Below are 26,394 nucleotides of genomic sequence, written 5' to 3'. Positions count from 1 at the left end.
AATTATGTGGGACCAAGTACAAGAAACAGTTAGTTATATTAAAGGAAAAATTAATTTTATTCCTGAGTTTGGTGTGATTTTAGGATCTGGATTAGGTGGATTTTCGGAGGAAATTGCGATTGATTACCTATTGCCTTATGATGAAATTCCTAATTTTCCTGTTTCGACAGTTCAAGGTCACAAGGGAGCATTGGTTTTTGGAACTATTGGATCTAAAAAAGTGGTTGCTATGCAAGGCCGCTTTCATTATTATGAAGGATATTCGATGCAAGAGGTGACTTTTCCAGTTCGGGTGATGAAGTATTTGGGAATTGAAAAATTAATAGTTTCAAATGCTTCTGGAGGTGTGAATCCAAATTATAAAGTGGGTTCCATTATGATAATTAAAGATCATATTAATTTTATGCCAGAACATCCTTTAAGAGGTAATAATGATGAACGTTTTGGTCCAAGGTTTGTAAATATGAGCCAGCCTTATTCTGTTGAAATGATTCGTGAAGCAAAAGTCATTGCAAAAGAATTAAACATAGAAATTCATGAAGGGGTTTATTTAGGATTGCAAGGACCTACTTTTGAAACATTAGCAGAATATAGAATGGTCAAAATTTTGGGAGCTGATTGCGTTGGAATGTCCACTGTTCCAGAAGTAATTGTAGCTCGCCATATGGAATTGGAAACTTTTGGAATTTCTATTATTACAGATATGGGGAATGAGGAAAGTATATCAACAATTTCTCATAATGAGGTTTTAGAAGCTGCCAAAAGTGCTGAACCTAATTTACGAATGCTTATAAAAGAATTGATTGTGAGGAGTTAACAATTGCTGAAGTTTTTTGCAATTGTCGTATAGAAATCTTCGGGAATGAAAGGTTTTGTTATTACATCGGTCATACCAAACGAAATCAGCATTTCTCTATTTTCATTTAATGATATAGCAGTAAGTGCAATAATTGGAGTTTTGTTGTCAAACTCTCTAATTTGTTGAGTAGCAATAGTACCGTTTATGCCTAAAAGATGAACATCCATTAGAACTAAATCGTAGGTGTGTTTTTTTAAAATTTGAATTGCTTCTTCACCGTTATCCAAAATGGTGCATTCCATATCCTTTCGGGTAAGCATCTTTTGGGTAATCATTTGGTTGATTTTATTGTCCTCAACTAATAATATCTTTTTATTTTTGAATATTTCAGGATTATAATTTTTAATTACCGATTTGATTTGAACTGGTTTAGGGTTTATTTTAAAATTCAATTCAAATGAAAAAGTGGAGCCTTCACCAACAGTACTTTTCAATCGTATGCGACCTCCTAATATTCGAACAAGTTTTTTAACAATAGTTAGTCCTAGCCCTGTGCCTCCAAATTTTCTGTTGATTTCAATAGATCCTTGTGAGAAACTCTCAAATACAGTTTTTAATTTGTCTTCAGGGATTCCAATACCTGTATCAATAATTTGGAAATAAATAGTAGCAGTATCTGTTGTCTGATTCCTTAAACGACCAACAACACTCACTGTTCCATTGTTGGTGAATTTTAATGCATTATTGATTAGGTTCATGAAAATTTGAGATAATTTTGTTGGATCACCAATTAAATTTTCAGGAATTGCGGAGTCAATTTTTAGGATGAATTTGTTGTTGTTTACAGTGGCGATTTCCTTAAGAGAGTTTTGAATGTCTGCCAATAATTGTTTAAGATTGAAAGAAATGTATTCAATTTCTATTTTATTGGACTCAATTTTGTTTATCTCTAAGATGTCATTAATAAAATTGGTTAAATAGTTGCCAGAAAACTGCAATGACGTTAAGTAATGCATTTGGGTTTTTTTCGGATTTTCTTCTAATAGTAAATGCGTTATTCCGTTAATAGCATTTAAAGGTGTTCGAAGTTCGTGGCTAACTGTCGATAAAAATTCAGCTCGGGCTTTTGATGCTTCTTCAGCTTTGTTTTTGGCAATAATCAATTCATTATTTTTCTCTTTTAATAATGAATAAGTATTATTGCGTATAATATTGTTCTTGTAAAGAGATAAACTTAATAATGAGAGGATAGAAATAATAGCAACAGCTAATATGCTAATTAATTTAGAAACTTTATCGCTTTCGTCTTTTTCCTTATTTTCTTTTTCTTTCTGTAATTCGTCTTGAATTTGCTGAGATTCTTTAAAAGCTTCATAATCGTTAATACCTAGTTTTTCTTCATTAGCTAGTGTAATGCTTTCTTTTAGATTCAGATATTTTTTCAAATAGGTGTAAGCTACTGTTTTATCTAATAATTTATCATGGGTTGTGCTTAATGCTAATAAAATATTTGATTGTTGGTTAAGATCGTTGGTTTTTTTGTTTAATTCCAGCGCTTTATTGAAGTAAATTAAGGCAAGGTTATGACGTTTGTTTTTTTCTTCAATAGCTCCTATTTGGTATAAAGCTTCCGCTTTTGTGTTTGCTAAAACATTGTTTTCTGGTTTAGCAGCAATAGAACCAAAGTAAGACGATGCCAAAGAATCATTGTCTTTGTGCATAGAAAGTATTCCTTTTTGCAAAATGATTCGATCTGTGTATTCTTTAAGATCTAATTTTTTATTAATTTCTTCAGATTTAAAGATAGAGGTTTCTGCAAGAGTGAAATTCTTTTTTTCAATATAAATCAACCCTAAATAATAATAAGCGGCGGCTACTTTTTTATTTGGGTTTGTGGAGATGCTATTGAATATTAAAATGCTTTTTCTAAACGCTTCAATAGCATCATTGTGAAGTTTTAAATCGAAGTAGATTTTGCCTAAGTTGAAATTTTGAATAGCTTCGGCTTCAATTTTTTTGTTTTTTTTGCAATAATTGATTAGTTTCTGAGAATAATATAGCACATACTTGTAATCATTTTGTTTCTCATTAGCTATTACTAATTTTGTGTAATAGGCAATACTATCATTCTCTATCTTTACTCTTTTTTGAGGATAGAGCAGGGTTTGAAAGAGAAAAAATAATAACAAGAAATATTTCATATGTTGCTATTTATGAATAGGCATTATCGCCGGATAGTAACTTGTAGGTAATTACTTGTACTGCATTTTCTTAAATTTATTTTTTATTAGAATTTAATAATAAAATAAGATCAATGATTCGGGAAGAATATCCAATTTCATTATCATACCAACCAACTACTTTTACCATTTTATCAATTACTGAAGTTAGTTGGGAATCAAATATACATGAATTTTTGTTACCAAGCACATCTACTGATACAATTGGATCTTCAGTATATTCTAAAATCCCTTTTAAATTGGTTTCCGAAGCTAGTTTAAATGCATTGTTTATCTCTTGAATAGTGACAGATTGTTTTACATTGAATGTGATATCAGTCAGAGAGCCATCAGGCACTGGAACACGAATTCCACAACCACCCATTTTACCATCAAGTGAAGTGAAAATTTTAGTTAAAGCTTTGGCTGCACCAGTCGTTGTTGGAACAATAGATTGGCTTGCTCCTCTGGCTCTTCGTAAATCTTTATGAGGTTGGTCGTGTAAACTTTGATCCGTAGTAAAAGAGTGAATTGTTGTGATGTACGCTTGTTCGATACCGCAAAGTTCTTGAATGACTTTAATCATAGGTGCCGCATTGTTGGTCGTACAACTTGCGTTAGAGATAATAGTTTCGGTTCCGTCAAGAATAGATTCATTAACACCTAATACTACTGTTTTTATGGTGTCTACTTCAGATGGAGCTGATAAAATTACCCTTTTGGCTCCAGCCAAAACATGAGCATTAATTTCTTCAAAAGTTTTGTATTTCCCAGTTGATTCTATTACAAAATCAATGTCTATAGTTTTCCAATCTAGGTTAGAGATTTTTTTTTCGTGAAAAAATAAAATATGTTTTCCATCAACTGTAATTCCTTTTTCGTCATGGGTTACAGCAAAAGGCAAAACACCGTGAATACTATCGTATTTCACCAAATGAGCCATTGTTTTTTTATCGGCAATATCATTGATAGCAATTACTTCAATAGTTGGGTGGTTTAATAGAAGTCGGAATAAATTTCTTCCAATTCTTCCAAAACCATTAATAGCGATTCTTGTTTTCAAGTTTAATCGTTTAATTGTTTATTTGGTAAATCGTTTAGTCGATTAAACAATTAAACGATTTTCCGAATAAACGATTTATAATATATGTTTTTGTGCTTTATAAGAAGAGCGTACTAATGGGCCACTTTCTACATGACGGAAGCCAAGTTCTAAGCCATATTCTTCATATTTTTTGAATTGCTCTGGCGTAATGAACTCTTTTACAGGAAGATGTTTTTTACTAGGTTGTAAATATTGACCAATAGTAACTACATCAACATTGGCATCTCTTAAATCTCTCATTGTTTGATAGACTTCTTCTTCTTGTTCGCCAAGACCAAGCATAATTCCAGATTTAGTTCTGTTAATACCTTTTTCTTTAAGGTATCTCAAAACTTCCAGGCTTCGGTCGTATTTTGCTTGTATACGTACTTCACGAGTCAATCTACGAACTGTTTCAACATTGTGTGATACTACTTCAGGATTAGCTTCAACGATACGATCGATATTTCTTTCGATACCTTGAAAATCGGGAATCAAAGTTTCGAGAGTTGTGTTTGGGTTCATTCTACGGATAGCTTTTACTGTTTCGATCCATATAATAGATCCGCCATCTTTCAAATCATCTCTGTCAACACTTGTAACGACAGCGTGTTTTATATTCATTATTTTTATCGAACGGGCTACTTTTTCAGGCTCATCCCAATCTACAGTTTCGGGTCTTCCAGTTTTTACACCACAAAAACCACAAGAACGCGTACAAACATTTCCCAGAATCATAAAAGTAGCAGTTCCTTCACCCCAGCATTCTCCCATATTAGGGCAACTTCCTGAAGTACAAATAGTATTCAAGCTATATTTATCGACTAAGCCTCTAAGTTCTGTATATTTTTGACCTATTGGTAGTTTTACTTTTAACCATTTTGGCTTTCCAACGGGTAATGTATTATCTAAAACAGTTTCCATATTTCATTTTTCAGACTGCAAAGATAAGCAATGTAGTTTTAGAATTAGAGTTCCATATTTGTGAATTTTGATAAAACTTGTTGGTTAATCAAAACTGATTTTGAATATAAAAAGGGAAGAATATTCAGGAATTTTTAAACTTGTAGTATATTTGCGTATTCAATTAAACTAAATACAAAATGAATACGAAATCATTACTACTAGGAGCTTTTTTAGCTACTTTGTTTGGAATATCTACAGTACAATCGCAAATTAATTTTGGTGAAAAAGCCCTAGGGGCGGTTCAAAAAGGAATAACAGGATTTACTTTTAGCGATGCAGATGCTGCGGCTTTGTCTAAGCCAGCTGTCGACAAAATGGATGCTGAAAATAAAGTAGCAGAAGCTACAAATCCTTATGCAATTCGTTTAGCTAGAGTTTTTGGAAAATATACAAAAGGAGAATTTTATACCTTGAATTACAAAGTATATTTAACTAAAGATATCAATGCATTTGCAACTGCCGATGGTAGTGTACGTGTTTTTTCTGGTTTGATGGATGTAATGGATGATAATGAATTAATAGCGGTTATTGGTCACGAAATTGGTCATGTTAATAATCATGATTCCAGAGATGCTATGAAAGCTGCCTATCAAAAAGAAGCTTTGATTGATGCGGCTTCTTCTCAATCAGTTAAAATTTCTACAATTACGGATAGTCAGTTGGCTAAGATTGGTAGTGCTATGATTGATAGTAAATACAGTCGTAAACAAGAATCGGAAGCAGATTTGTTTGCTTATGATTTTATGAAAAAAAATGGATATGATGTAAATGCTGAAGAATCTGCATTTAGAATATTGGAAAAATTGAGTGAGGGTACTCAAAGTTCTTTTATTGATCAAATGATGAGTTCTCACCCTGATTCAAAATTAAGAGCCGATAATGCAAAAGCAAGAGCTACGAAAGATGGTTTGTATAAAGCTTATGTGCAAAAACCAATTGTGAATACTATTCCAACTAAAGTGACGACACCTACTACAGTTAAAAAGACAACAACAACTAAAAAGACGACTACAACTAAAAAATAATTAGTAGTAGTTTATAAATATCAAAAAAGAGAAAGCCGAATTATAAAAATTCGGCTTTCTCTTTTTTATTTAATTAGCTGAAATTAATCTATTTGAATTAGAATCGGTAAGCTATATGAGGTACGAACTGCTTTGCCTTCGTATATGCCTGGAATCCATTTAGTTTTTAATGATTTTAAAACACGGATGGCTTCTTTTCCTAATCCATAACCTGGGTCTTTCAAAACTTTGATATCTGTCATGCTTCCGTCTTTTTCAATAACAAAAGAAACATTCACACGGATTAGACTCTCATTTTCTATTTCTGGTTTTTCAAAATTATTACCAACGTAGGTGTAAAACTTATTGATTCCTCCTGAAAATTCAGGTTTTTTGTCAACTACATTGCTAGACAGGATACTGGTATCAGTAATTCCAGAATTGTCTCCTGTTCCTATTCCAGTACCAGTTCCGGTTGAGGTAGTTGTGCCTGTACCTGTGCCTGCTGTACTTGAAATATTGTCACTAGGATTGTTTTTAAGGTCAACGTTACTGGCAATATTATCAGGGGTTGCTAATGCGGCTTGAACTACTACTGGATTTATAAGTTGAGCATCGGTATTAATTTTATCTGTAATTGGACTTTCAATTTGAGGCATAGGTGCTTCATCCTCTGTTGTTTTTGGCGGTACATATGGGGCAAATTCTGAAACCACAAGTGGAGGTAGTTCAGCTATTGGGCACGAAATTATAGTTCCATGTTCTGAATTTAAATGATTATAAATCATAGGAATACTTATTACAGCTGTCAAAAGCGATATTCCCATGAGTAGCGCAAAAAAGGCTGTTTTGGTGTTTTCTTGGCGTAAATGATACGCACCATAGTCTTTGTTACGGTTTTCGAATACGATGTCGGTCCAGCTTGTTTCGTAGAGGTTTAGTTTAGACATAATTTATGAATTTAATGGTTAAGTAGTAATTAAATCATAAGCTAGCGTAGTTTAAACTTCTAACGCAAATAACCAGAATATTAGTATGTGGAATAGTGTGAATTTATTAATTATTTTGTTAAATAATTAAATTTTTAAAACAAAGTCAATATTTATAAGGGATGTGTGTTTAAAAAATTAAGAATATCATCTTCTGTTTTGAATGATTTCAGAAAGTAATTTTTTGGCACGAAGCAATTTGATTTTTACATTACTCAAAGGTTCGTCAATTTTGTTGGCGATTTCTTGATAACTCATTTCCTGAAAATAACGCAATTGGATTACTTCCTGATAATGAGGTTTCAATTCTTTGATGAATTGTAATAATTGAGAAAGATTTTGCTCAGTGATTAATACATCTTCTGCCGATGGTGTAGTATCGGCAATATTGTAAGCGGTTTGGTCTTGCTCGTCAGTAATTTCAATAAAAAGGCTTGATTTTTTTTTACGAATTAAATCGATGTGCACATTTTTTGCAATAGAAATTAACCACGTATTAAATTGAAATTCGGAGTTGTATGTGGCTATTTTATCAAATGCTTTAGAGAAAGTTTCAATAGTAATATCTTCCGCTGTGGTTTCGTTTTCAGTACGTTTTAGCATAAAACCATACACTTCATTCCAATAGTAATCCAGTAGAAAAGTAAAGGCAACTTGATTTCCGTTCTTTGCTTTTTCTATTTGTTTACTTATTTCCAATGTGCAGGTTTTGAGAAGATGTTTGTTACAAAGACATTAATTTGAGTGAATATAAGGATAATTTCGATAATAGGATACCAATACATCACATCTTTTTCTTTTAATTTTCCAGCAGCAAAGCCAATTACAATCCAAGTAACTAAATATCTAAAGCCGATAAGACTCAATACCAATATCCATTGGAATTGAAAAAGCAATAAAGCAATTGGTAGTAATATGAACAATAATTGGGTGCTAAAGAATAATCCAAGTTGCATTTTGTCGAATGTTTTATAAAATTCGGCTGTTGCAACGTGTCTTCTTTTTTGAATAAACCAATCCTTATAAGTAGTTTTTGGTGTAGAGGCTGTAAAGCTTTCAGGTGAATAACTTATAGCGATATTGTCTGAATTTGCTGCTTGATTAATAAATAAATCATCATCTCCAGAACGAATCTGAATGTGATCTATAAAGCCATTTACCTTGAAAAACTCGTCTTTTTTGTATGCTAAATTACGTCCAACACCCATGTACGGTTTGCCCATTTTTGCCCAGGAAAAATACTGAAGAGCAGTTAGCAAAGTCTCAAAACGGATTATTTTATTCAAGAAAGAATTAGCAACTTTTTCATAAGCGCCATAGCCTAAAACAATTGTTTCTTCTTTTGTAAACTGAGCGCTCATAGAAGTGATCCAATCTTTAGAAGTTGGGTAACAATCGGCATCTGTAAATAAAAGATAGTCTTTTTTGGCAGCTTTAATTCCTAATGTTAATGCGTATTTTTTATTTCCCCAAAAAGCTTCGTTGTTTTTTACTTTAACCAAACGAATATTACTATGTTGTTTTTCATATTCTTCAAAAACTTCCAGGGTATCATCACTTGAAGCGTCGTCTATCAAAACGATTTCGAAGTCGGGATAGTTCTGTTCCAATAATAAAGGGATGTACTTAATAACGTTTTCTTCTTCGTTTTTGGCACAAACAATTACAGAAATAGGAATGTTTTTTGGAGTGTTTTCTTGTGTTTTAGCAAAAGAAAATTTTGCAAAAACAACCAAATAATAAAAAAGTTGAATGACAATTATTGCAATAAAAAAGTATAAAGTAAAGGTTAGCATCATTGTATTTTGGCTTTTAAAAACGTTTGCAAAGGTAATTCGCAATTGTGAATTATCAATATGAAATTAGTAATTACTTTCTGTGTTTATTCATTTCTTTTGCTACAGCTATAGATTGAGGATTTTTGGTCTTTTCTAGTTCGGTAATAATGTTTGCATAATTTTTGTCATCTCGGTTTTGAGATAGTTTTTTTGTGGCTTGAATTTCATCAATTTCAATTTCAAATGCAATGATTCCTTTGGCTTCACGCATAGTTTTTGCAGATAAATTTTCAACACGAACTGGGCATTCTGAATTGGCTTCGTATTTATCGACTAATTTTTTTAGCGATTCTATGGCAGCGGCTTTATCAACAATTTTAATTCGGCCGTAAACATGTACGGCTATATAATTCCAAGTTGGTACATTTTCATGATCGTACCATGAAGATGAAATATAACTATGCGGACCTGTAAAAACAGCTAAAACCTGATCATTTTCTGCAAAACCATCAGCTTGCGGATTTAATTTTGAAATATGTCCTTGTAAAATTTCTTTTCCAGTTTCGTTAATTTCAAGTTCTATCGGGATATGCGTAGCACATAATTTTCCGTTAGTTTGATTAATCAAAATGCCAAAACTGTTTTCTTTCAAAAAAGTTTTGATGGATTCTGGATCTTCATTGTTATATAAATCTGGAGTATACATCTTTATTGTTTGTGAAATTATTTTAAAGATTTCCCAAAGCAAATAGCTTCTGGTTTGTCTATATATTTTCCGTAATTCGGTATAATCTTATATTCTTTTTTGATGTAAAATTGTGTTGCTTGCTCGTTTTTTACACGTGTTTCCAAAATCAATTCTGAGTATCCAATCGTTACAGCATGATTTTCCAAATAATTTAAAATTGTTTCTCCAATTTTCTTTCTCGGAAATTTGGAATACATTCGTTTTACTTCTCCAACGGTTTCGGAAACGGGTCTAATGGCTCCGCAGCCAACAATTTCATTATTCAATTCAGCAACAACAAATACATATTTTGAATTGTTGTATTCCCAGTCAGTGAAAGAATTTTTTCCGTCACTTCCAAAACGGAGATAAAGATTTTTTGACAATTCATCTATGATTGCAGCTGCTTTTTCGTCGTTTGGATCCGTTATTTTTATTGAAAGAGTTTGAGTCATTAAATTTGGATATGTGTTTTGTATTAAATCACATTTACTTCGGCTTCGATGTTAATACCGAATTTATCAAAAACTGTATCTTGAACTGTTTTGGAAACATCCAAAATCTCTTGTCCGGTTGCACCACCATAATTCACCAAAACAAGAGCTTGGTTTTTGTGAATACCGGCGTCTCCAAAACGTTTTCCTTTCAATCCTGCTTGTTCAATCAGCCATCCTGCAGGAACTTTAACTTCGGTTGCTGAAATATCAAAGAATTTCATTTCGGGAAATTTTTGGTGTATTGGTTCGAAATCAGTTTTTAAAAGTATTGGATTTTTAAAAAAACTACCACTGTTTCCTAATTCGGCAGGATCAGGTAATTTGCTTTTGCGAATAGCAATTACAGCGTTACTTACATCTTTTAAGCCAGGAGTTGTGATGTTGTTTTTGGCTAATTCGGCTTGAATATCTCCGTAAGAAGTATTGATTTTATGATTACGTTTTGTTAGTTTGTAAATTACTGATGTGATAATATATTGGTCTTTTACTTCATTTTTGAAAACGCTTTCTCTGTATCCAAAATCACATTCGGCATTAGTAAACGTTTTTATTTCCTGAGTAAGAATATTTATGGCTTCGCAAGAAATAAAAGTGTCTTTAATTTCGGTGCCATATGCACCAATGTTTTGAACAGGTGTAGTCCCGACATTCCCAGGAATAAGTGACATATTCTCTAATCCACCAAAGTTTTGATCGATAGTCCAAAGTACAAATTGATGCCAATTTTCACCGGCTTGACTTTCAATCCAAACGAAAGCATCATCTTCTTTTACTATTTTTTTTCCTTTCAAATCAATATGGATTACCAAAGCATCGATGTCTTTTGTTAAAAGCATATTACTTCCTCCGCCAAGAATGAATTTTTTTTCGGTTTTGTTTTGTTCCAAAATTGTTTTTAATTCATAAACAGTATGAACAGCAACAAATTGTTTGGCTTTGGCTTCAATGCCAAAAGTATTATAGTTTTTTAAAGAAAAATTGGACTGGATTTCCATAAATAAAAGGCTTTTTGTGTTCCGAAACTTCGGGATAATTCTGATTTCAAAAGTAAGGATTATAATTTATTTGAGTTGATTTTTTATTCATTACCAAGCTCAATTTGTTCTCTTAATTGTGATGACATTATACATCCCATTATAAATCCACTCAAAAGACCACCAATGTGCGCTGCATTGTCAATACCTCCCATTAATCCCATTATTAAATTATAACCAACAAATATTAAACTAAAGGATAGAAAGCCTTTGCTTAATTGTGGTGGGAAAACTTTTAGAAGTAATGAAGCTATAAAAAAACCGTAAAGACCAAAAATGGCTCCAGATGCTCCAATACTTACAGTTGCTTCGTGCCACCAAATACTCGCTAAACTTGCAATAATGCCAGTAAGCAAATAGCTAATTAAATATTTTGTTTTTCCTAAAATGGGCTCCAAAAATAAACCGACGATATAAAGACCAACCATATTTGATACTAAATGCATAATTCCACCATGTAGGAATGTCGATGTTAGTAATCTCCAATATTGTCCGTTAGCAACCAATGGTTTAAAGTTTGCTCCCCATTCCAGTAAGTCATTCCCTTTAAAAGAAACAAAACCCAAACCTGAAAAAACCATGAGAATAAAAATGATAAGATTGAGATTTATCAAAATGGGTGTAATATAAAAGCCTTCTCGTGGAATTAAAAAATCAAATGTTTCTTTTAAATTTGTTTTTTTGAGCTGTTTTTGAGCTTCTAAGTTTCTAATTTTTTCTGGCTTAAGTTTAATAAATGTCAGAATGATTAACCAAATTAAAAGCCCGATTCCTAAAGCGCCAATAAACCATTGAAGTTTTTTGCCGTTTCGGTTTTCAAAAGATTCATTATGTGCTTCTAATAAAACAGGTTTGTTTAGGTTGTATTGTATGTTTTTTTCAATTGCTTCATTAAAATTGTCATGGTCTTCTGTGTTTCCAACCAATTCTAAATAATTAAATTGAGAAAAATCTGCATGTTTAAATTCTTGTTCAGTTGTTGATGCAAATTCTTTAAATCTGATTTGTTTCTCGCTATTAGAGAGATGATTACTGATCTGTTCGGAATATTTTTTCCCTAACCAATATTTGCATTCATTAAGAGAAGTGTCTTTAGCTTTTTCTAAAATAGGCATTGTAACATAAATGAGCATATTAAAATGTTCGTTGTTTTTCCCAGATACATCGCTAGTGTTTAGAACCCCGATATTTTTCTTGTCAATATAGAATTTTTGTAAAGCGTAGTATTTTGTTTTTTCATGTTTTCGAATCTCCGAAATAGTTTTAATTGAGGTTAGTTTTCCAGTTGCAGTGATTAAATATTCTTGTGCAATCATAGTTGGAATCGCTATTATTATGACAGCTAAGCATTGGAATCCAAATGATTTATTATCATCTTTAAATTTTAGAAGTTTTAATCTTGGGCGTAAGAAAAAATAAACAGGAATGCATGGTAATCCAAAAGGCAACCAGAATTTTAAAAATATTTCCTTAACAGAAAAAAAATCTAATTTGATAAATAACAGCCAATGCAGGAAAGTGTAAATAGAAATAAAACTAATTATGATAACTAAAAAAGGTAAATAAATTAATTTGATTTTTTCGGAAAGATCTTTCATTTTAAAATTTCTTGTTTAGTAGTTTTTTGTAATTACAGGATGATAATAGCAAGTGATTACTCCAAGCAAAGAAGCCTAAATTTATTAGGCTGTTTCCATTCTTGTATTAAAGTGATTACTGTAAAATTTAGGGTTGTGCTTTAGGATTTATTCTGTGTATAAAGCTCTGTCGATAAAATTATTGAAAGGTTTCAGCGCAATCATTTTTTCTACAATCATCGGAACAAAATCTTTTTGAGTTACCAATTTTGAGTCGAATTTTTGAGTAGCGGTAAAGCTTTTTAATTTTAAAAATTCAATGGCTGGATCTCCTTTATCGTAGCCTTTTGGAGGGTTTTTTAAAGTCGAATTTTCATCTCTGTTTAAATTTTCATAAATAGATCGAAAATTCTTGTCATTCAAAACTTCAAGTAAATCATCGTAGAAAAAGTGAATTTCTTTTCTGATTTTTTGAAGTTGGTCAGGTTGAGGGCAATACAATCCACCGCCGACAAAACAAGTTCCATTTTCTATATGAAGGTAATAACCCGAAGCTTCTGTGTGTTTGGCTCCTGAAGATATCCAGATTCCTAAATTGGTTTTGTAGGGCGATTTGTCTTTGGCAAAACGAACATCACGATTGATTCTAAAAGTACAATCTTTTACTTCGAGCATTTCCAATGAAGGGTCAAGAGGTTTTAGCGCTTCAAGTAAAGCAGCAATCAATTGATGATAATCTTTCTTTACGATCTCGTAACGTTTTTTGTTTTCCAGAAACCAATCTCTATTGTTATTAGCTTTTAAATCTGCAAGGAATTGTAAGGTATCTTTTGAGAGCATAGGGCTTATATTATAATTGTTTTTTTAAATCCTCTTCACTGATAAAACCTGATTTTTGCCATTTCACGGCTTTATTCTCATAGAGTACTAAAGTAGGAAGTTCACTGATTTTTAACTCTTGCATGATGGTTTTGTTTTCGTCAGCATTCAAGCGAACGATAACAACTTTATTAGCCATGTCTTTTTGCATTTTTAGGATATAAGGCTCCATTTTTTTGCAAGGCGCGCACCAAGGCGCATAAAAGCTAACTAAGACTTTTTTGTCGGTTTTTAATAACTCGGCATATTCCTGAGGGCATATTCCAATAATTTTGGTGTCTGGTTTTGTTAATCCGGCAGCTTCCCATTTCAGCATTCCTCCGTCAAGATTGTATATGGTTGTAAATCCTAATTCGGCTAGTTTTTCGGATGCTTTAAGGCTTCTTCCACCGCTTTTACAGTATACAAAAACGGGTTTTGTTTTGTCGTATTTATCAGTTAAAGCAATAAAACTATTGCCTAGCCAGTCAACATTATCAGAGTTTTCGATGTGACCTGTGGTATATTCCTCGGGTGTGCGAACGTCTAGAACTTGAGCTTTTGGAGTAGCCTCTATTTTCTTTGAATACGAAGTAACATCAATGGTTTGAACAGTTGTTTGCGAATAACAAGCTTGGATTATAAAGGAAATAACGAATAAATAAAGATGCTTTAATTTCATTAGGGTGTTGCGTTTTAATTGACGTAAAATTAAACAATTTTTACCTTTTGAATCTGGAACTCATCTTAAATAAAAGTTACAAATTAAAAATAGTGTAGCTCTGGAGCGTTGCTTTTACAATTGTTTCAGTACGTTCGGGATGAGTATCTGAAATAAAGAGTTGTCCGAAGGTGTCGTTATTGACCATTTCTATGATTTTGGATACACGATTTTCATCTAATTTATCAAAGATATCATCAAAAAGCAGAATTGGTTTTACGCCACTTTGTTTTTTTAGGAATTCAAATTGAGCAAGTTTTAAGGCAATTAAAAATGATTTTTGCTGTCCTTGAGATCCAAATTTCTTGATAGGGTAGTTGTCTATTTCGAATGACAGGTCATCTTTATGAATACCTACACTGGTGTATTGCAACATTCGGTCTTTATTGATGTTTTGTTGCAATAAAGTGAGTAAATTATTTTCGAATAAATGACTTTCATAAATGATTTGAACCGATTCCTGCGAACCTGTAATGTTGTGATGATGAAAGTTAAATATGGGAATGAACTCGGCAATGAACGCTTTTCTTTTTTCGAAAATGGATTGACCATATTCTGTTAGCTGTTCATTATATATAGACAAAGTATCATTGTCATAAGTGTGATTCAAAGCAAAATACTTTAATAAAGCATTGCGTTGATTTATTACTTTTTGATAATGAATAAGTTGTTGCAAATAGTTAGAATCGAGTTGGGAAATCACGCTGTCCATAAATTTTCTTCGGGTTTCGCTTCCTTCTATAATCAAATCCCTGTCGGCTGGGGAGATGATAACTAGGGGGATGAATCCAATATGATCCGAGAATTTATCGTAGGCTTTTCCGTTGCGTTTCAGGATTTTTTTTTGCCCTTTTTTGAGGCTACACACAATTTGTTCGGTTCTTTCTTTCTTTTCAAATTCGGCATCAATTACAAAAAACTCTTCGCCGTGTTTGATGTTTTGAACCGCCAAAGGATTGAAATAACTTTTTCCATACGACAAATGATAGATAGCATCCAATACATTGGTTTTTCCGATGCCGTTCTTGCCTACAAAACAATTGATTTTGTTGTCGAATTCGAAATTGGCTTCGGAGAAATTTTTGTAATTGAATAACGATATTTTTTTTAAATACATCTGAAGGTCTTGCTGGAATTGTTGACTTTGAAGCCTTTTTATTTACGGTTTCTAAGAGGGTGCAAATTATTGAAAAATATCGATATATAAGGAGATGAATTTGTGTTTTCGTTTTTTTGAATCTAGCTTAACAAAAGCTATTCAGTTTCTTTATGTATTTGGTAAGTTTTTAATAGTTTCAGTTTTATTATCTCAAAAATTTTCATTCTTGTAACTTATGATAGCATTGGCAATTGCTTTTGCAATATCATTTTGTCCCTCTTCTGATTCTAGTATACTCACGTCAATTTTGTTGGAAATAAAACCTATCTCGATTAAAACGCCTGGCATCGTAGTAGCATCCAAAACCCATAGTGGTTCTTGCTTAATACCTCTCGATTTTATGCTAATAGAATTTGAAAAATTATTCTGTATTTTAGTTGCAAGATCAATACTACTCGTTAAATTACTTTCCTGTACGATTTGAAGTCCTATTAATGTTTCTGGTTTATTTGGGTCAAAACCTTTATATGTTTTCTGGTAATTATCTTCTAAAAGGATTACGGAGTTTTCCGCTTTAGAAACTTCTAAATTCATATTTGCTCTCGACATACCCATTACGTACGTTTCACTTCCGTTTCCTGTAGAACTTCTATTTGCATTACAATGAATGGAAACAAATAAATTTGAATTAGCGCGATTGGCAATTTTTGCTCTTTCTCTAAGCTCAATGAACTCATCAGTTTTTCGGGTATATATTAAGGTAACATTCGGATTTTGTTCTAATAGTTGACCTACTTTTAAGGTAACTGCCAAGGTTAGGTCTTTTTCTTTGTTGTTAAAATACTTAGCTCCGGTATCTTTACCGCCATGTCCAGCATCTAAAGTAACTATGAAATTGTTGGATTGCCCATACGTAGTACCCATCAGCATTATTAAAAATGCGAATGCAATTTTTGTTTTTTTTGATATACTCATCTAATTGTTGGTTTAATTAAAAGATTACAAATCTGTGCTGTTGGGCGCAAATTATTGAAAAATATCGAGATAAAGAAGTTCAATTTATTTTTTTGATTTTTTAGCACGTTCGTTTGTTCGCGTGAGGGATAGGAACAAGCTACCGAAGTAGCGTGGATAGCCTGACAGCAGCTAGGAAAAAGGGCCATGACGACAAAGAAGATAGCCCTTTTTTCTAGCTGGTGGCACGCCCTGATTATTCGTATATTAGAGGGTAAATAGGTAGTGAATATAGGGACTTGAAAATATTTTTCTAAAATTTAATATAAAATCGAAATTTTTTACGTGCATTAGAATAAAAATTTTATTTTTGCCGTTCACATAAATTAAATTTATAAATGGCTACTTACAATAAAAGAGGATATAAAGCACCAAAGGAAAAGGAAGTAAAAGACGATGCAATTGAAAATGTAACGATTGACGAAAAAGACAGTGCTACGGCTGAGGTTTTTTCGAAATTAGATGAAACAGCTTCTAGAACAGAGGACTGGGTTGCTAAGAATCAAAAAATTATTATTGGTGTTGTTGGTGCTATTACTTTGGTAACTGTTGGTTATTTTGCATATCAAAAATTTATTGCTTCTCCAAAAGAAGAAGATGCGGCTAGCGAAATGTTTGTTGCGCAATCTAATTTTGAACAAGCAACAAATGGTGTAGCTAGTGATTCATTATATAAATTGGCATTGAACGGTTCTGAAGGGAAATTTGGATTTGTAAAAATCGCTGACGAATATTCTGGAACTGCTGCTGGAAATCTAGCTAATTATTATGCTGGTATCGCTTACCTGAACACAGGTAAATATGATGAGGCAATTACTTATTTAGGTAAATTTAGTTCAACAGATATTATGTTGAGCGCTTTGGCTAAAGGAGCTATTGGAGATGCATATTCTCAAAAAAATCAGCCAAAAGAAGCTTTGGAAAATTATATTAAAGCAGCTGAATCTAGTAAAAATGATTTTACAACGCCGCGTTTCTTGATGAAAGCTGGAAAAGTTGCTTTGGCTTTAGGAAATAAAGAAGATGCTTTGAAATATTTCACAGACATTAAAGATAATTACGAAAATTCTCCTGAAGCTGGTACAGTGGATGGTTTGATAGGTTTAGCACAATAATAGAAAGATTTAAGATTGTTGATTTAAGATTGTCGATTTTTGATTTCAAAACTCTATCTTTAATATCTGAAATCTAAGTTCTAAAATTCTAAATTCTAAAATTAAATGGCTACCGAAAATAAAAATTTATCTGATTACGATAAAAACTCAATCCCAAACGCGAAAGATTTTCGCTTTGGGATTGTTGTTTCAGAATGGAATGATACTATAACCGAAGGACTTTATAATGGAGCTATTACTGCTTTGTTAGAAAATGAAGTACCGCCTCATCACATTATTCGTTGGAATGTTCCTGGGAGTTTTGAGTTGATATATGGTTCTAAAAAAATGTTGCAAACTCAGAATGTTGATGCTGTAATCGCCATTGGTTGTGTGATTCAGGGGCAAACTAAGCATTTTGATTTTGTTTGCGAAGGAGTAACTCAAGGTATTAAAGATTTGAATGTTCAAACGGATATTCCTGTTATCTTTTGTGTGTTGACAGATAATACTTTGCAGCAATCTATTGACAGAAGTGGAGGTATTCACGGAAATAAAGGAACTGAAGCGGCTATTGCAGCTATCAAAATGGCATATATTCGTCAACAAGCTTCTTTGACACATCAAATTGATGATCAGCATTTATTGTCTGCGGGTGCTTTGCGAATTGGAAATGAACCTTTGCAAATAGAAGAATAAATTAATTACGAATTATTAATTAGGAATTACGAATTGGTTGTTATCAAAAAAAGAACCTATACTGTTCGCTGAATAGTATAGGTTTTTTTATGCTTTTTTTGTGACTAATGAAATTTTAGAAAACATTCTTAATTGGTATATTTGAAAGAGCAGTATCTGAGTTTTTAGCTGCTTTTAAAAAGTTTCAAATGTAAATAAGTGAGGTTCTATGGTTGGTTTTAAATGAGTTAACTTCAGTTGTAAAATTCATATTTTTTGTGAATAACAAACTGTCAAAACACAATGGAAATTCCTTAAATTTGTACTCTTTGGTTTTAATCATTAATTTAAAATCAGCAATCAAAAATCGTTAATCTACAATCAAAAATCTTTCGATGTCGAGTATAATTCAATTGCTTCCTGATCATGTTGCTAACCAAATTGCTGCTGGTGAAGTAGTGCAAAGACCTGCTTCAGTAGTGAAAGAACTATTGGAAAATGCAGTTGATGCCAAAGCGACCGACATCAAATTGATTATTAAAGATGCTGGTAAATCATTGGTACAAGTGATTGATAATGGTTCGGGAATGAATGTAACCGATGCTCGTATGTGTTTTGAGCGCCACGCAACTTCTAAGATTCGACAAGCAGAAGATTTGTTTTCATTGCATACCAAAGGGTTTCGTGGTGAAGCTTTGGCCTCTATTGCTGCGATTGCCCACATGGAAATGAAAACCAAATTGGAGCAGGAAGAATTAGGAACTCACATCGTTATCGAAGGAAGTAAATTTATTTCTCAAGATGTGGCAGTTTTGCCTAAAGGAACTTCGTTTGCTGTCAAAAATTTATTTTTTAATATTCCTGCACGCCGTAATTTCTTAAAATCAGATACGGTAGAATATCGTCATATTATTGATGAGTTCCAACGCGTGGCTTTGGCACATCCCAAAATTCATTTTACATTTTATCACAACGGTAGTGATATGTATAATTTGCCGCCATCAAGCCTAAGACAACGTGTTGTTAATTTTTTTGGTGGAAAAACCAACGAAAAATTAGTTCCTGTTGTTGAAGATACCGAGATGATGAACATTCAGGGTTTTGTATGTAAACCTGAATTTGCTAAAAAGAATAGAGGAGAACAGTTTTTCTTTGTCAATGATCGCTTTATCAAAAGTCCATATTTGCATCATGCCGTTATGGCCGCTTATGAAGGAATTTTGAAAGATGGTTCGCAACCTAGTTATTATTTGTATTTAACGGTTCCGCCGAATACGATTGATATCAACATACATCCTACGAAAACCGAAATCAAGTTTGATAACGAAAGTGCAATGTATGCTATTTTAAGAGCTTCTATAAAACACAGTTTGGGGCAGTTTAATGTGGCTCCAGTTTTGGATTTTGAAAGAGATGCTAATTTGGATACACCTTATCATTATAAAAATTTAGAAGGGGAAGTTCCAACGATTCAGATCGATACGAATTTTAATCCTTTTGCCGAAGAAAAGCCGAGTAAGAGTTATTCCTCATCGTATAAAAGAGTAGAGCCAACTGCTACTTGGGAAAGTTTGTATGTGGATGTGAAAAAGGATACAAATGTTGTTTTTGGAGGGAATGAATTTCCTTCAAGTAATAACAGTGATTATTCGTTTGAAAATAATGAGTTTACTTTTGAAAACGAAGAAGTAACTTCGTCTTTGTTTAATGATGAAGAGGTAGAACAGACCGTTCAGAAAACCTATCAAATTCATAAAAAATATATTGTTTCGCCAATAAAATCTGGAATGGTAATTGTCGATCAAAGTAGAGCGCATCAACGTATTCTTTACGAACAATTTTTGGTAAACATGACGGTGCAACACGCTTCGAGTCAGCAATTGTTGTTTCCAATTAATTTGTTTTATTCAGCAAGCGAAATGGAGCTTATTGCCGAATTACAGCAAGCATTGATTAATACTGGCTTTGTTTTTGAGGAGTCAAATTCAGACCACATTGTGATTTCGGGTATTCCAGTTAATAGTACTGAGAGCGAAGTGGCAGTGGTTTTAGATCAATTGTTGAGCGATTTGCATAACGGAATTCCAGAGAATAGTTTCAGCCAGAACGATACAATTGCTAAATCAATGGCTAAAAGTTTGGCTGTCAAGACAGGTGCTTATTTGACCGAAAAAGAACAAGAAAATTTAGTAAACGGTCTTTTTGCTTGTAAAGACCCTAATGTATCACCTTTTCAAAAACCTACTTTCATCACCATGCGTGTGGAAGATTTAGATAAAAAGTTTGCCTTATGATGAATATCACGCCTACAGTAAAGCAGTTGTTAATAATAAACGTGCTTTTTTATATTGGTTCTATGATTGTTGGAGATCCAGCTTATAAATTGCTTTCGATGTATTTTTTCGAAAATCCGGATTTTCATTTCTGGCAAATCTTTACACACATGTTTATGCATGCGCCACTACCAAATATTATGCATATTGCTTTTAATATGTTTGCATTGTATTCTTTTGGTTCAGCATTGGAACATTTTTGGGGTGGTAAAAAGTTTATTTTCTTTTATATTTCTTGTGGTTTAGGAGCGGCATTATTGCATACGCTTGTTAATTATTACTTTTTTGAAAGTGGACTCGAAACGTTGATTGCTAATGGTTTTTCAAAGGTTGAAATACTAAAAACATTAGGGGAAGGTAAATTTGACACTAGGTGGCAAGAGCTATTAACTCCTTCCGATTTTCAAAGCTTTATGGGAGCTTATTTAGGCAATGTGGTTGGAGCTTCTGGTGCTATTTACGGTTTGTTAGTGGCATTTGCGTTTATGTTTCCTAATGCTGAATTGGCTTTAATGTTTATTCCAATTCCAATTAAAGCAAAATATTTTGTTCCTGGATTATTATTAATTGATTTATATTTGGGTATTTCTGGAGGTTCTATTTTTGGTAGTTCAAGCGGAATTGCACATTTTGCCCATCTAGGGGGAGCAATAGTAGGTTTCTTAATGATGTGGTATTGGAAGAAAAATGAGTTTAATAATCACCGTTGGAACTAGTTAAAAGAGCATGTTAGTCAATTGAAATTAAATTATAAATTGTAGATTTCAGATAAATAATCGAAAAGGAAAACGTATGAATATTTTAGACGATTTGAAAATGCAATATAGATTAGGTGGTATCGCTATGAAAATGATCTATTGGAATATAGGTTGTTTTTTGGTTTCCTTACTTTTTTTCTATCAATATAGCATTGGGGAATTTGATTTTCCCAATTGGATTGCTTTGTCATCAGAGTCATTGGTTTTTGTTATAAAACCTTGGACTTTCTTATCGTATGCTTTTTTTCATGATGGCTTTTTGCATTTGTTTTTTAATATGATAGTGCTAAATTTTGCCAGCTATTTGTTTTTGACTTTTTTTTCAGCCAAACAATATTTAGGAGTATATATTTTAAGCGCCATTTTTGCAGGATTAATTTTTACTTTAGGTTTTAATCTATTGCATTTAAGTGGTTCAATAGTCGGTGCATCGGCAGCAATAATGGCTATTTTAATGGCTGCAACGACCTATAATCCATTGATGGATGTGAGGCTGTTATTGGTTGGTAACGTTAAATTATGGCACGTTACAGCAGTAATTATTATTTTGGATTTAATGCAATTTCGTTTAGGAAACTCTGGCGGACATATTTCGCACTTGGCGGGAGCCTTTTTTGGCTTTATGTATGTGAAGCTATTGCAAAATGGAACTGATTTAAGTAAGATAGTGAGTAGCATTCTAGATTTCTTTACTAATCTTTTTAAAAAGCCTTCAACTCCCTTCAAAAAAGTACATAAAAATTATAAAAAGCCAATAGAAAAGTCAACTTCTAAAATAGTGGTGAAAGATAAAAAGCAGCAACAAATTGATGAGATTTTAGATAAAATCAGTCAGTCTGGTTATGATAGTTTGAACCAAGAAGAAAAAGAATTTTTGTTTCAAGCAGGAAAATAACTTATTTTTATATCAATATTGAAGTGTAAATCGAGAACTTTTGATTTTATAAAGTTCAAAATACATTAAAAAATGAAGAACCTTTCATGGTTTAATAAAGGAATGTATCTTTTGAATTTAGTGCTTATAGTGCTGACATTCATTGCCTATTTGCTCCCTTTTTTGGCACCAAAAATCTTTCCGGTTTTATCGGTATTAACCTTATTTATGCCTTTGGTTTTTTTATCCAATGGATTGTTCTTTCTTTATTGGGCAATGCAGTTTAAAAAGCGCATGATTTTATCTGGTTTGGTACTTTTGGTCGGAATTACTTTTTTTAATAAATTTTATAAATTTACTGCTAAAGAATTCCCAGAAAGTGATAAGGATTTTACGGTTATGAGTTATAATGTAAGATTGTTTAATGTGTTTAAATGGTTGGATCGAGACGATATTCCTGATACAATTTTAGAATTTATCAATACCGAAAATCCAGATATATTGTGTATTCAGGAATTTTCGAATTCAGCTAATATTGATCTAAAAATATACCCTTACAAATATGTTTTAATGGAAGGGAAACAAATTAAAACAGGTCAGGCAATATTTTCTAAATTTCCGATAATCGATCAGGGACATATAGTTTTTCCTCGTTCAAATAATAATGTTGTTTATGCCGATATTAAGAAAGGAAAAGACATTATTAGAGTCTATAATATGCATTTACAATCTATAAAAATATCTCCCGATGTGGATGAGATTTCAGAAAATATAGATGTAATTGATAAACAAAAGTCGAAACACCTTTATAATCGAATTAGTAAAGCCTTTAAACAACAGCAGGAACAAGCTGCTATTTTTAAAGAGCATGAAAAGAATTGTAAGTACCCAATTATTATCTGTGGAGATATGAATAATAGTGCTTTTTCTTATGTATACCGCAATATAAAAGGAAAATTGAAAGACAGTTTTGAAGAAGCCGGCCAGGGATTTGGAGCTACCTATAAGTTTAAATATTATCCCGCTAGAATAGATTATATTTTTGCCGATGAAACTATGGAAGTGAAACAATTTGAAAGCTTTTCTGATTTTCAAAATTCAGATCATTTTCCCATCATGGCAAAATTATCTATGCAATAGTTTCGTGTTACTGTAGTCTTATAAAAATTCAACCCCTTAAGAAATTAATTTCAATATTAATTTCTTAAGGGGTTTTGAATTAAAGATGTAATATTATTGAATAAGTTTTTGATTTTTCAAATAATCCATCGCAAATTTCCCCTCATTAAACAGTAAATCAAGAACGCTTAGATTGTTCAAAAATCCATGTTTATCATCAAAAACCTGAGTGTAAGGTTCAAATATAGAATTATCTTTTTTACCATTTATTAAATAGCGAAAATCAACAATTTCTTTATTTTCTATTTCATGAAAATATTCGGTTGTGGTATTAAACTCGAATTTCATTCGCAGACATTTGCATACTATATCAAAGGCTTCTAAATTAAGATCCATCAAGAAAGTATGTTTTTTTTGAAAAATTGGAAGTAAATCATCTTCAAAAAATTCAAAGAAAGGGGAGCTTCTATAGGCAGCTTCTAACGATTTAAAATGTTGTTTCTGCCAATCAAACTCCTGTTCTATTTTAATTTCTTTTGTTTTTTGATGGCTTAAATTAGAATGTTTTATTGGGATATTTAGTAATTGAATCCCATTAGGACTGTAAACATAAGTTCGGTTCCGATTCGTTTGTTTTTGAAAATTGTCTTCCATCTCAAATGTAACACTGTCAGATTGAGCAATTGCTGCAAAATGACTTATAGATGGAAAATAGGAAGGGTGTAGTAGTGTTTTCATCGACTAAAAATAGAAGGCTTCAAGTTTTTATACTCGAAGCCTTGTGTTTTTTAAACTATCTCTTTTTTCGCTTTTCTTTTTTTCCAAAAATACTCTCCTACAAAAAAGGCGGCAAGAGCAATTAAGAAAAATTTGAAGTAAGATTGTGGCTGTCCTTCACCGCTAACGGTTGTAAAGACTCTATTCCAACGAATTTTATTTAAACCTTTACCATTAGTGTCCCAGCTTAACCAAATGAAAATTGGTTTTCCTACAATGTGGTTTTCAGGAACATAGCCCCAATAACGGCTATCTTCAGAGTTATGACGATTATCTCCCATCATCCAATAGTAATTTTGATCAAAAGTATAGGTAGTAGCTACCTTTCCATTAATTAAAATTTGATTACCATTAACTTGTAGCGTGTTTTTCTCGTAATCGGTGATAATTGTTTTGTAAAAAGGCAATGTTTCTAAGTTTAAGGCAACAGTCTTTCCTTTTTGAGGAATATAGATTGGTCCAAAATTATCTCTGTTCCATTTGTTAATGTGCGGGAAAATACCATCTTCTGTTCCTTTAGAAATAATTCTGTTTACTGAAGTTATTCCTGGAACATTTTTTAATCGCTCAGCACCAGCAGCTGTTAGTGCGCTCATGAATAAAGTGTCTCTTGTTTGTTGGTTTAAGAATCCAGCTCCATCAGTGATATCCATATCTTTAAAAAGATATTCAAAGTCAATAGGCGTTTTACCATCTAAAACAACATTGTATGAAAATTGAGGTTTTGCACGCTCTGGCAAAATTAATTCCTTTCCATTTATATATACTAATCCGTCTTTTATTGATAAGCTGTCTCCAGGAATACCAACACAACGTTTTACATAATTTGATTTTTTGTCAATAGGTTTGTCTACTCTTTGTCCAGAGTGATCTCTAAATTTATAAACCGTATCAGCTGGCCAGTTGAAAACAACAATGTCAGTTCGGTCAATATTTTGAATACCTGGAAGTCTTAAGTAAGGCAATTGTGGCCAATTTAAATACGATTTTCGTTTGGTCATAGGAATCGTATCGTGTACCATAGGTAATGCTACCGTTGTCATAGGAACTCTGGCTCCATAATTCATTTTGCTTACAAACAAAAAGTCTCCAACCAGTAATGATTTTTCTAATGAAGAAGTAGGAATCGTGTATGGCTGAATGAAGTAAGTATGTACAATGGTCGCAACAATAATTGCAAAAAGTAAAGAACTAACAGTGTCTGCAGCTTTATGCTCCGTATTTGCATTTCTGTCAGCTATATAGTTTAGTGGTTGTGTGTAATTTAGATAAGCAATATAAAGTCCAAATGTTGCAATGACAAGCAAGGTGTCTAAATTTGACTTTTTCCCAAAACTACGAATCGTTTCTACCCAAATAACAGGAAACATAATCAAATTAATAATTGGGATGAAAAGTAAAATAGTCCACCAAGTTGGGCGACCAATTATTTTCATTAGAACAATAGCATTGTAAACAGGAATGGCGGCTTCCCAACGTTTTCTTCCTGCACTTTCGTATAATTTCCAAGTTCCTAAGAAATGAATAACCTGAACAGCTAAGAAAAATAGAAACCAAAGAGATAGTGTCATAATTTGAAAATTTGATGTTGAAAATTAGAAGTTAGGTTTGAGTTCCAAATTCTATTTTAAAATTGTATTTGAGATTGTTATTAAGAATTTAAATTCAATACATCTTTCATGGTAAATATGCCATGTTTTCCTGCGAGCCATTCAGCAGCGATTACAGCTCCTAAAGCAAAACCTTCACGATTATGAGCGGTATGTTTTATTTCAATTGAGTCTATTTCTGAGTTGTAATTCACAATATGAGTTCCGGGAACTGTTCCTGTTCTTACTGCTTCTATATGAATTTCGTTGTTTTTAGGATTGTTTAATGTCCAATCGGTATAATTGCTATTTTCGATAACTCCTTTAGCAAGAGAAATAGCAGTTCCGCTTGGGGCATCTAGTTTTTGATCATGGTGAATCTCTTCCATGTCTACTTTGTAATGGTCGAATGGTGCCATTATTTTAGCCAAATATTCGTTGAATTCAAAGAATAGATTAACACCAAGACTGAAATTAGAACTTGATATAAATCCACCTTTTTTCTCTTTACATAAAGCAATCATTTCGTCATAATGTTCTAACCATCCTGTTGTACCTGAAACTACAGGAACGTTAGCGTTAAAACAACTAGAAATATTAGATACTGCTGCTGTTGGGACACTAAAATCGATGGCAACATCGGCAGTCGAAAGACCTTCGTATGTATTGAATTCATCTTTCTTTAAAACAATTTCATGTCCTCTTTCTAAAGCAATTCTTTCGATTACTTTACCCATTTTTCCATATCCTAAAAGCGCAATTTTCATTATGTGTTATTTTTTTGATTTTTAAAAAGAACCGAATAA

The 26,394-nt window shown here is 32.4% G+C and carries 25 protein-coding genes; 8 read left to right on the top strand and 17 right to left on the bottom strand.

Translation table 11 applies throughout. The features are described from left to right. The first annotated feature begins 4 nt into the window (after positions 1–4). Complete coding sequence (locus ACUN3A_RS05435; protein ID WP_445550324.1) at positions 5–817, top strand: purine-nucleoside phosphorylase; 813 nt, start codon at positions 5–7, stop codon at positions 815–817. Here ACUN3A_RS05435 and ACUN3A_RS05430 read toward each other — a convergent pair. From ACUN3A_RS05430 to lipA, 3 genes are all read right to left on the bottom strand, one after another. Then, positions 814–3,000, bottom strand: coding sequence for an ATP-binding protein (locus ACUN3A_RS05430; RefSeq protein ID WP_445550323.1), 2,187 nt, complete (start codon positions 2,998–3,000; stop codon positions 814–816). The two genes, ACUN3A_RS05435 and ACUN3A_RS05430, sit on opposite strands and share 4 nt — an antisense overlap. Positions 3,001–3,076: 76 nt before the next feature. Further along, positions 3,077–4,081 carry a type I glyceraldehyde-3-phosphate dehydrogenase gene (gap, locus tag ACUN3A_RS05425; RefSeq protein ID WP_445550322.1) on the bottom strand — a complete coding sequence of 335 codons (1,005 nt, stop codon included), beginning with the start codon at positions 4,079–4,081 and terminating at the stop codon, positions 3,077–3,079. A 75-nt stretch (positions 4,082–4,156) separates the two neighbouring features. Continuing rightward, positions 4,157–5,026: a lipoyl synthase gene (lipA, locus tag ACUN3A_RS05420; protein WP_445550321.1), complete on the bottom strand. Its 870-nt coding sequence runs from the start codon at positions 5,024–5,026 to the stop codon at positions 4,157–4,159. A gap of 179 nt (positions 5,027–5,205) precedes the next feature. Between lipA and ACUN3A_RS05415 the strand changes: the two genes are divergently transcribed. Beyond that, a complete protein-coding gene (locus ACUN3A_RS05415; RefSeq protein WP_445550320.1) occupies positions 5,206–6,093 on the top strand; it encodes a M48 family metalloprotease in 888 nt (295 codons plus the stop codon). Between the two features lie 83 nt (positions 6,094–6,176). Here ACUN3A_RS05415 and ACUN3A_RS05410 read toward each other — a convergent pair whose 3' ends face one another. The 11 genes from ACUN3A_RS05410 to ACUN3A_RS05360 all read right to left on the bottom strand — a co-directional run bounded on the left by ACUN3A_RS05410 (position 6,177) and on the right by ACUN3A_RS05360 (position 16,327). Beyond that, positions 6,177–7,022 carry an energy transducer TonB gene (locus ACUN3A_RS05410; RefSeq protein WP_445550319.1) on the bottom strand — a complete coding sequence of 282 codons (846 nt, stop codon included), beginning with the start codon at positions 7,020–7,022 and terminating at the stop codon, positions 6,177–6,179. A gap of 186 nt (positions 7,023–7,208) precedes the next feature. Beyond that, on the bottom strand, positions 7,209–7,760 hold the full coding sequence (locus ACUN3A_RS05405) for an RNA polymerase sigma factor (protein ID WP_445550318.1): 552 nt from the start codon (positions 7,758–7,760) through the stop codon (positions 7,209–7,211). Then, a complete protein-coding gene (locus ACUN3A_RS05400) occupies positions 7,751–8,857 on the bottom strand; it encodes a glycosyltransferase (protein ID WP_445552813.1) in 1,107 nt (368 codons plus the stop codon). The genes ACUN3A_RS05405 and ACUN3A_RS05400 overlap by 10 nt, the downstream gene beginning before the upstream one ends. Positions 8,858–8,930: 73 nt before the next feature. Continuing rightward, positions 8,931–9,545, bottom strand: coding sequence for an FMN-binding negative transcriptional regulator (locus ACUN3A_RS05395; RefSeq protein ID WP_445550317.1), 615 nt, complete (start codon positions 9,543–9,545; stop codon positions 8,931–8,933). 17 nt (positions 9,546–9,562) lie between these two features. Continuing rightward, on the bottom strand, positions 9,563–10,021 hold the full coding sequence (locus tag ACUN3A_RS05390) for a GNAT family N-acetyltransferase (protein ID WP_445550316.1): 459 nt from the start codon (positions 10,019–10,021) through the stop codon (positions 9,563–9,565). 23 nt (positions 10,022–10,044) lie between these two features. Next, positions 10,045–11,058 carry a UDP-N-acetylmuramate dehydrogenase gene (murB, locus tag ACUN3A_RS05385; RefSeq protein WP_445550315.1) on the bottom strand — a complete coding sequence of 338 codons (1,014 nt, stop codon included), beginning with the start codon at positions 11,056–11,058 and terminating at the stop codon, positions 10,045–10,047. A gap of 83 nt (positions 11,059–11,141) precedes the next feature. Further along, positions 11,142–12,695 (bottom strand): rhomboid family intramembrane serine protease, encoded by a 1,554-nt coding sequence (locus tag ACUN3A_RS05380; RefSeq protein WP_445550314.1) that lies wholly within the window; start codon positions 12,693–12,695, stop codon positions 11,142–11,144. A gap of 147 nt (positions 12,696–12,842) precedes the next feature. Then, entirely contained in the window at positions 12,843–13,514 is a 672-nt protein-coding gene (locus tag ACUN3A_RS05375) for a DUF2461 domain-containing protein (protein ID WP_445550313.1), read from the bottom strand. A gap of 10 nt (positions 13,515–13,524) precedes the next feature. After that, positions 13,525–14,214: a thioredoxin domain-containing protein gene (locus tag ACUN3A_RS05370; RefSeq protein WP_445550312.1), complete on the bottom strand. Its 690-nt coding sequence runs from the start codon at positions 14,212–14,214 to the stop codon at positions 13,525–13,527. A gap of 76 nt (positions 14,215–14,290) precedes the next feature. Further along, positions 14,291–15,370 carry a DNA replication/repair protein RecF gene (gene recF / locus ACUN3A_RS05365; protein WP_445550311.1) on the bottom strand — a complete coding sequence of 360 codons (1,080 nt, stop codon included), beginning with the start codon at positions 15,368–15,370 and terminating at the stop codon, positions 14,291–14,293. A 192-nt stretch (positions 15,371–15,562) separates the two neighbouring features. After that, positions 15,563–16,327: an N-acetylmuramoyl-L-alanine amidase family protein gene (locus ACUN3A_RS05360; protein ID WP_445550310.1), complete on the bottom strand. Its 765-nt coding sequence runs from the start codon at positions 16,325–16,327 to the stop codon at positions 15,563–15,565. A gap of 377 nt (positions 16,328–16,704) precedes the next feature. Here ACUN3A_RS05360 and ACUN3A_RS05355 point away from each other — a divergent pair, with 377 nt between their 5' ends. From ACUN3A_RS05355 to ACUN3A_RS05330, 6 genes are all read left to right on the top strand, one after another. After that, a complete protein-coding gene (locus tag ACUN3A_RS05355) occupies positions 16,705–17,481 on the top strand; it encodes a tetratricopeptide repeat protein (RefSeq protein WP_445550309.1) in 777 nt (258 codons plus the stop codon). A gap of 105 nt (positions 17,482–17,586) precedes the next feature. Next, positions 17,587–18,159 carry a 6,7-dimethyl-8-ribityllumazine synthase gene (gene ribH, locus ACUN3A_RS05350; protein WP_445550308.1) on the top strand — a complete coding sequence of 191 codons (573 nt, stop codon included), beginning with the start codon at positions 17,587–17,589 and terminating at the stop codon, positions 18,157–18,159. 374 nt (positions 18,160–18,533) lie between these two features. After that, entirely contained in the window at positions 18,534–20,432 is a 1,899-nt protein-coding gene (gene mutL, locus ACUN3A_RS05345; RefSeq protein WP_445550307.1) for a DNA mismatch repair endonuclease MutL, read from the top strand. After that, positions 20,429–21,187, top strand: coding sequence for a rhomboid family intramembrane serine protease (locus ACUN3A_RS05340; protein WP_445550306.1), 759 nt, complete (start codon positions 20,429–20,431; stop codon positions 21,185–21,187). Before mutL ends, ACUN3A_RS05340 begins: the two co-directional genes overlap by 4 nt. A gap of 76 nt (positions 21,188–21,263) precedes the next feature. After that, a complete protein-coding gene (locus tag ACUN3A_RS05335; protein WP_445550305.1) occupies positions 21,264–22,124 on the top strand; it encodes a rhomboid family intramembrane serine protease in 861 nt (286 codons plus the stop codon). A gap of 72 nt (positions 22,125–22,196) precedes the next feature. Then, positions 22,197–23,243, top strand: coding sequence for an endonuclease/exonuclease/phosphatase family protein (locus ACUN3A_RS05330; RefSeq protein ID WP_445550304.1), 1,047 nt, complete (start codon positions 22,197–22,199; stop codon positions 23,241–23,243). Between the two features lie 93 nt (positions 23,244–23,336). Here ACUN3A_RS05330 and ACUN3A_RS05325 read toward each other — a convergent pair whose 3' ends face one another. The 3 genes from ACUN3A_RS05325 to dapB form a co-directional block, all read right to left on the bottom strand. After that, entirely contained in the window at positions 23,337–23,960 is a 624-nt protein-coding gene (locus ACUN3A_RS05325) for a WbqC family protein (protein WP_445550303.1), read from the bottom strand. Positions 23,961–24,010: 50 nt separating this feature from the next. Further along, on the bottom strand, positions 24,011–25,570 hold the full coding sequence (gene lepB, locus ACUN3A_RS05320) for a signal peptidase I (RefSeq protein WP_445550302.1): 1,560 nt from the start codon (positions 25,568–25,570) through the stop codon (positions 24,011–24,013). A gap of 80 nt (positions 25,571–25,650) precedes the next feature. Next, positions 25,651–26,355 carry a 4-hydroxy-tetrahydrodipicolinate reductase gene (gene dapB / locus ACUN3A_RS05315; protein ID WP_445550301.1) on the bottom strand — a complete coding sequence of 235 codons (705 nt, stop codon included), beginning with the start codon at positions 26,353–26,355 and terminating at the stop codon, positions 25,651–25,653. Positions 26,356–26,394: the final 39 nt, after the last annotated feature.

It is taken from the genome of Flavobacterium sp. WC2509 (assembly GCF_052683105.1).
Note: the sequence above shows the minus strand (reverse complement) of the source record. Positions and strands in the feature narration are given on the sequence as shown.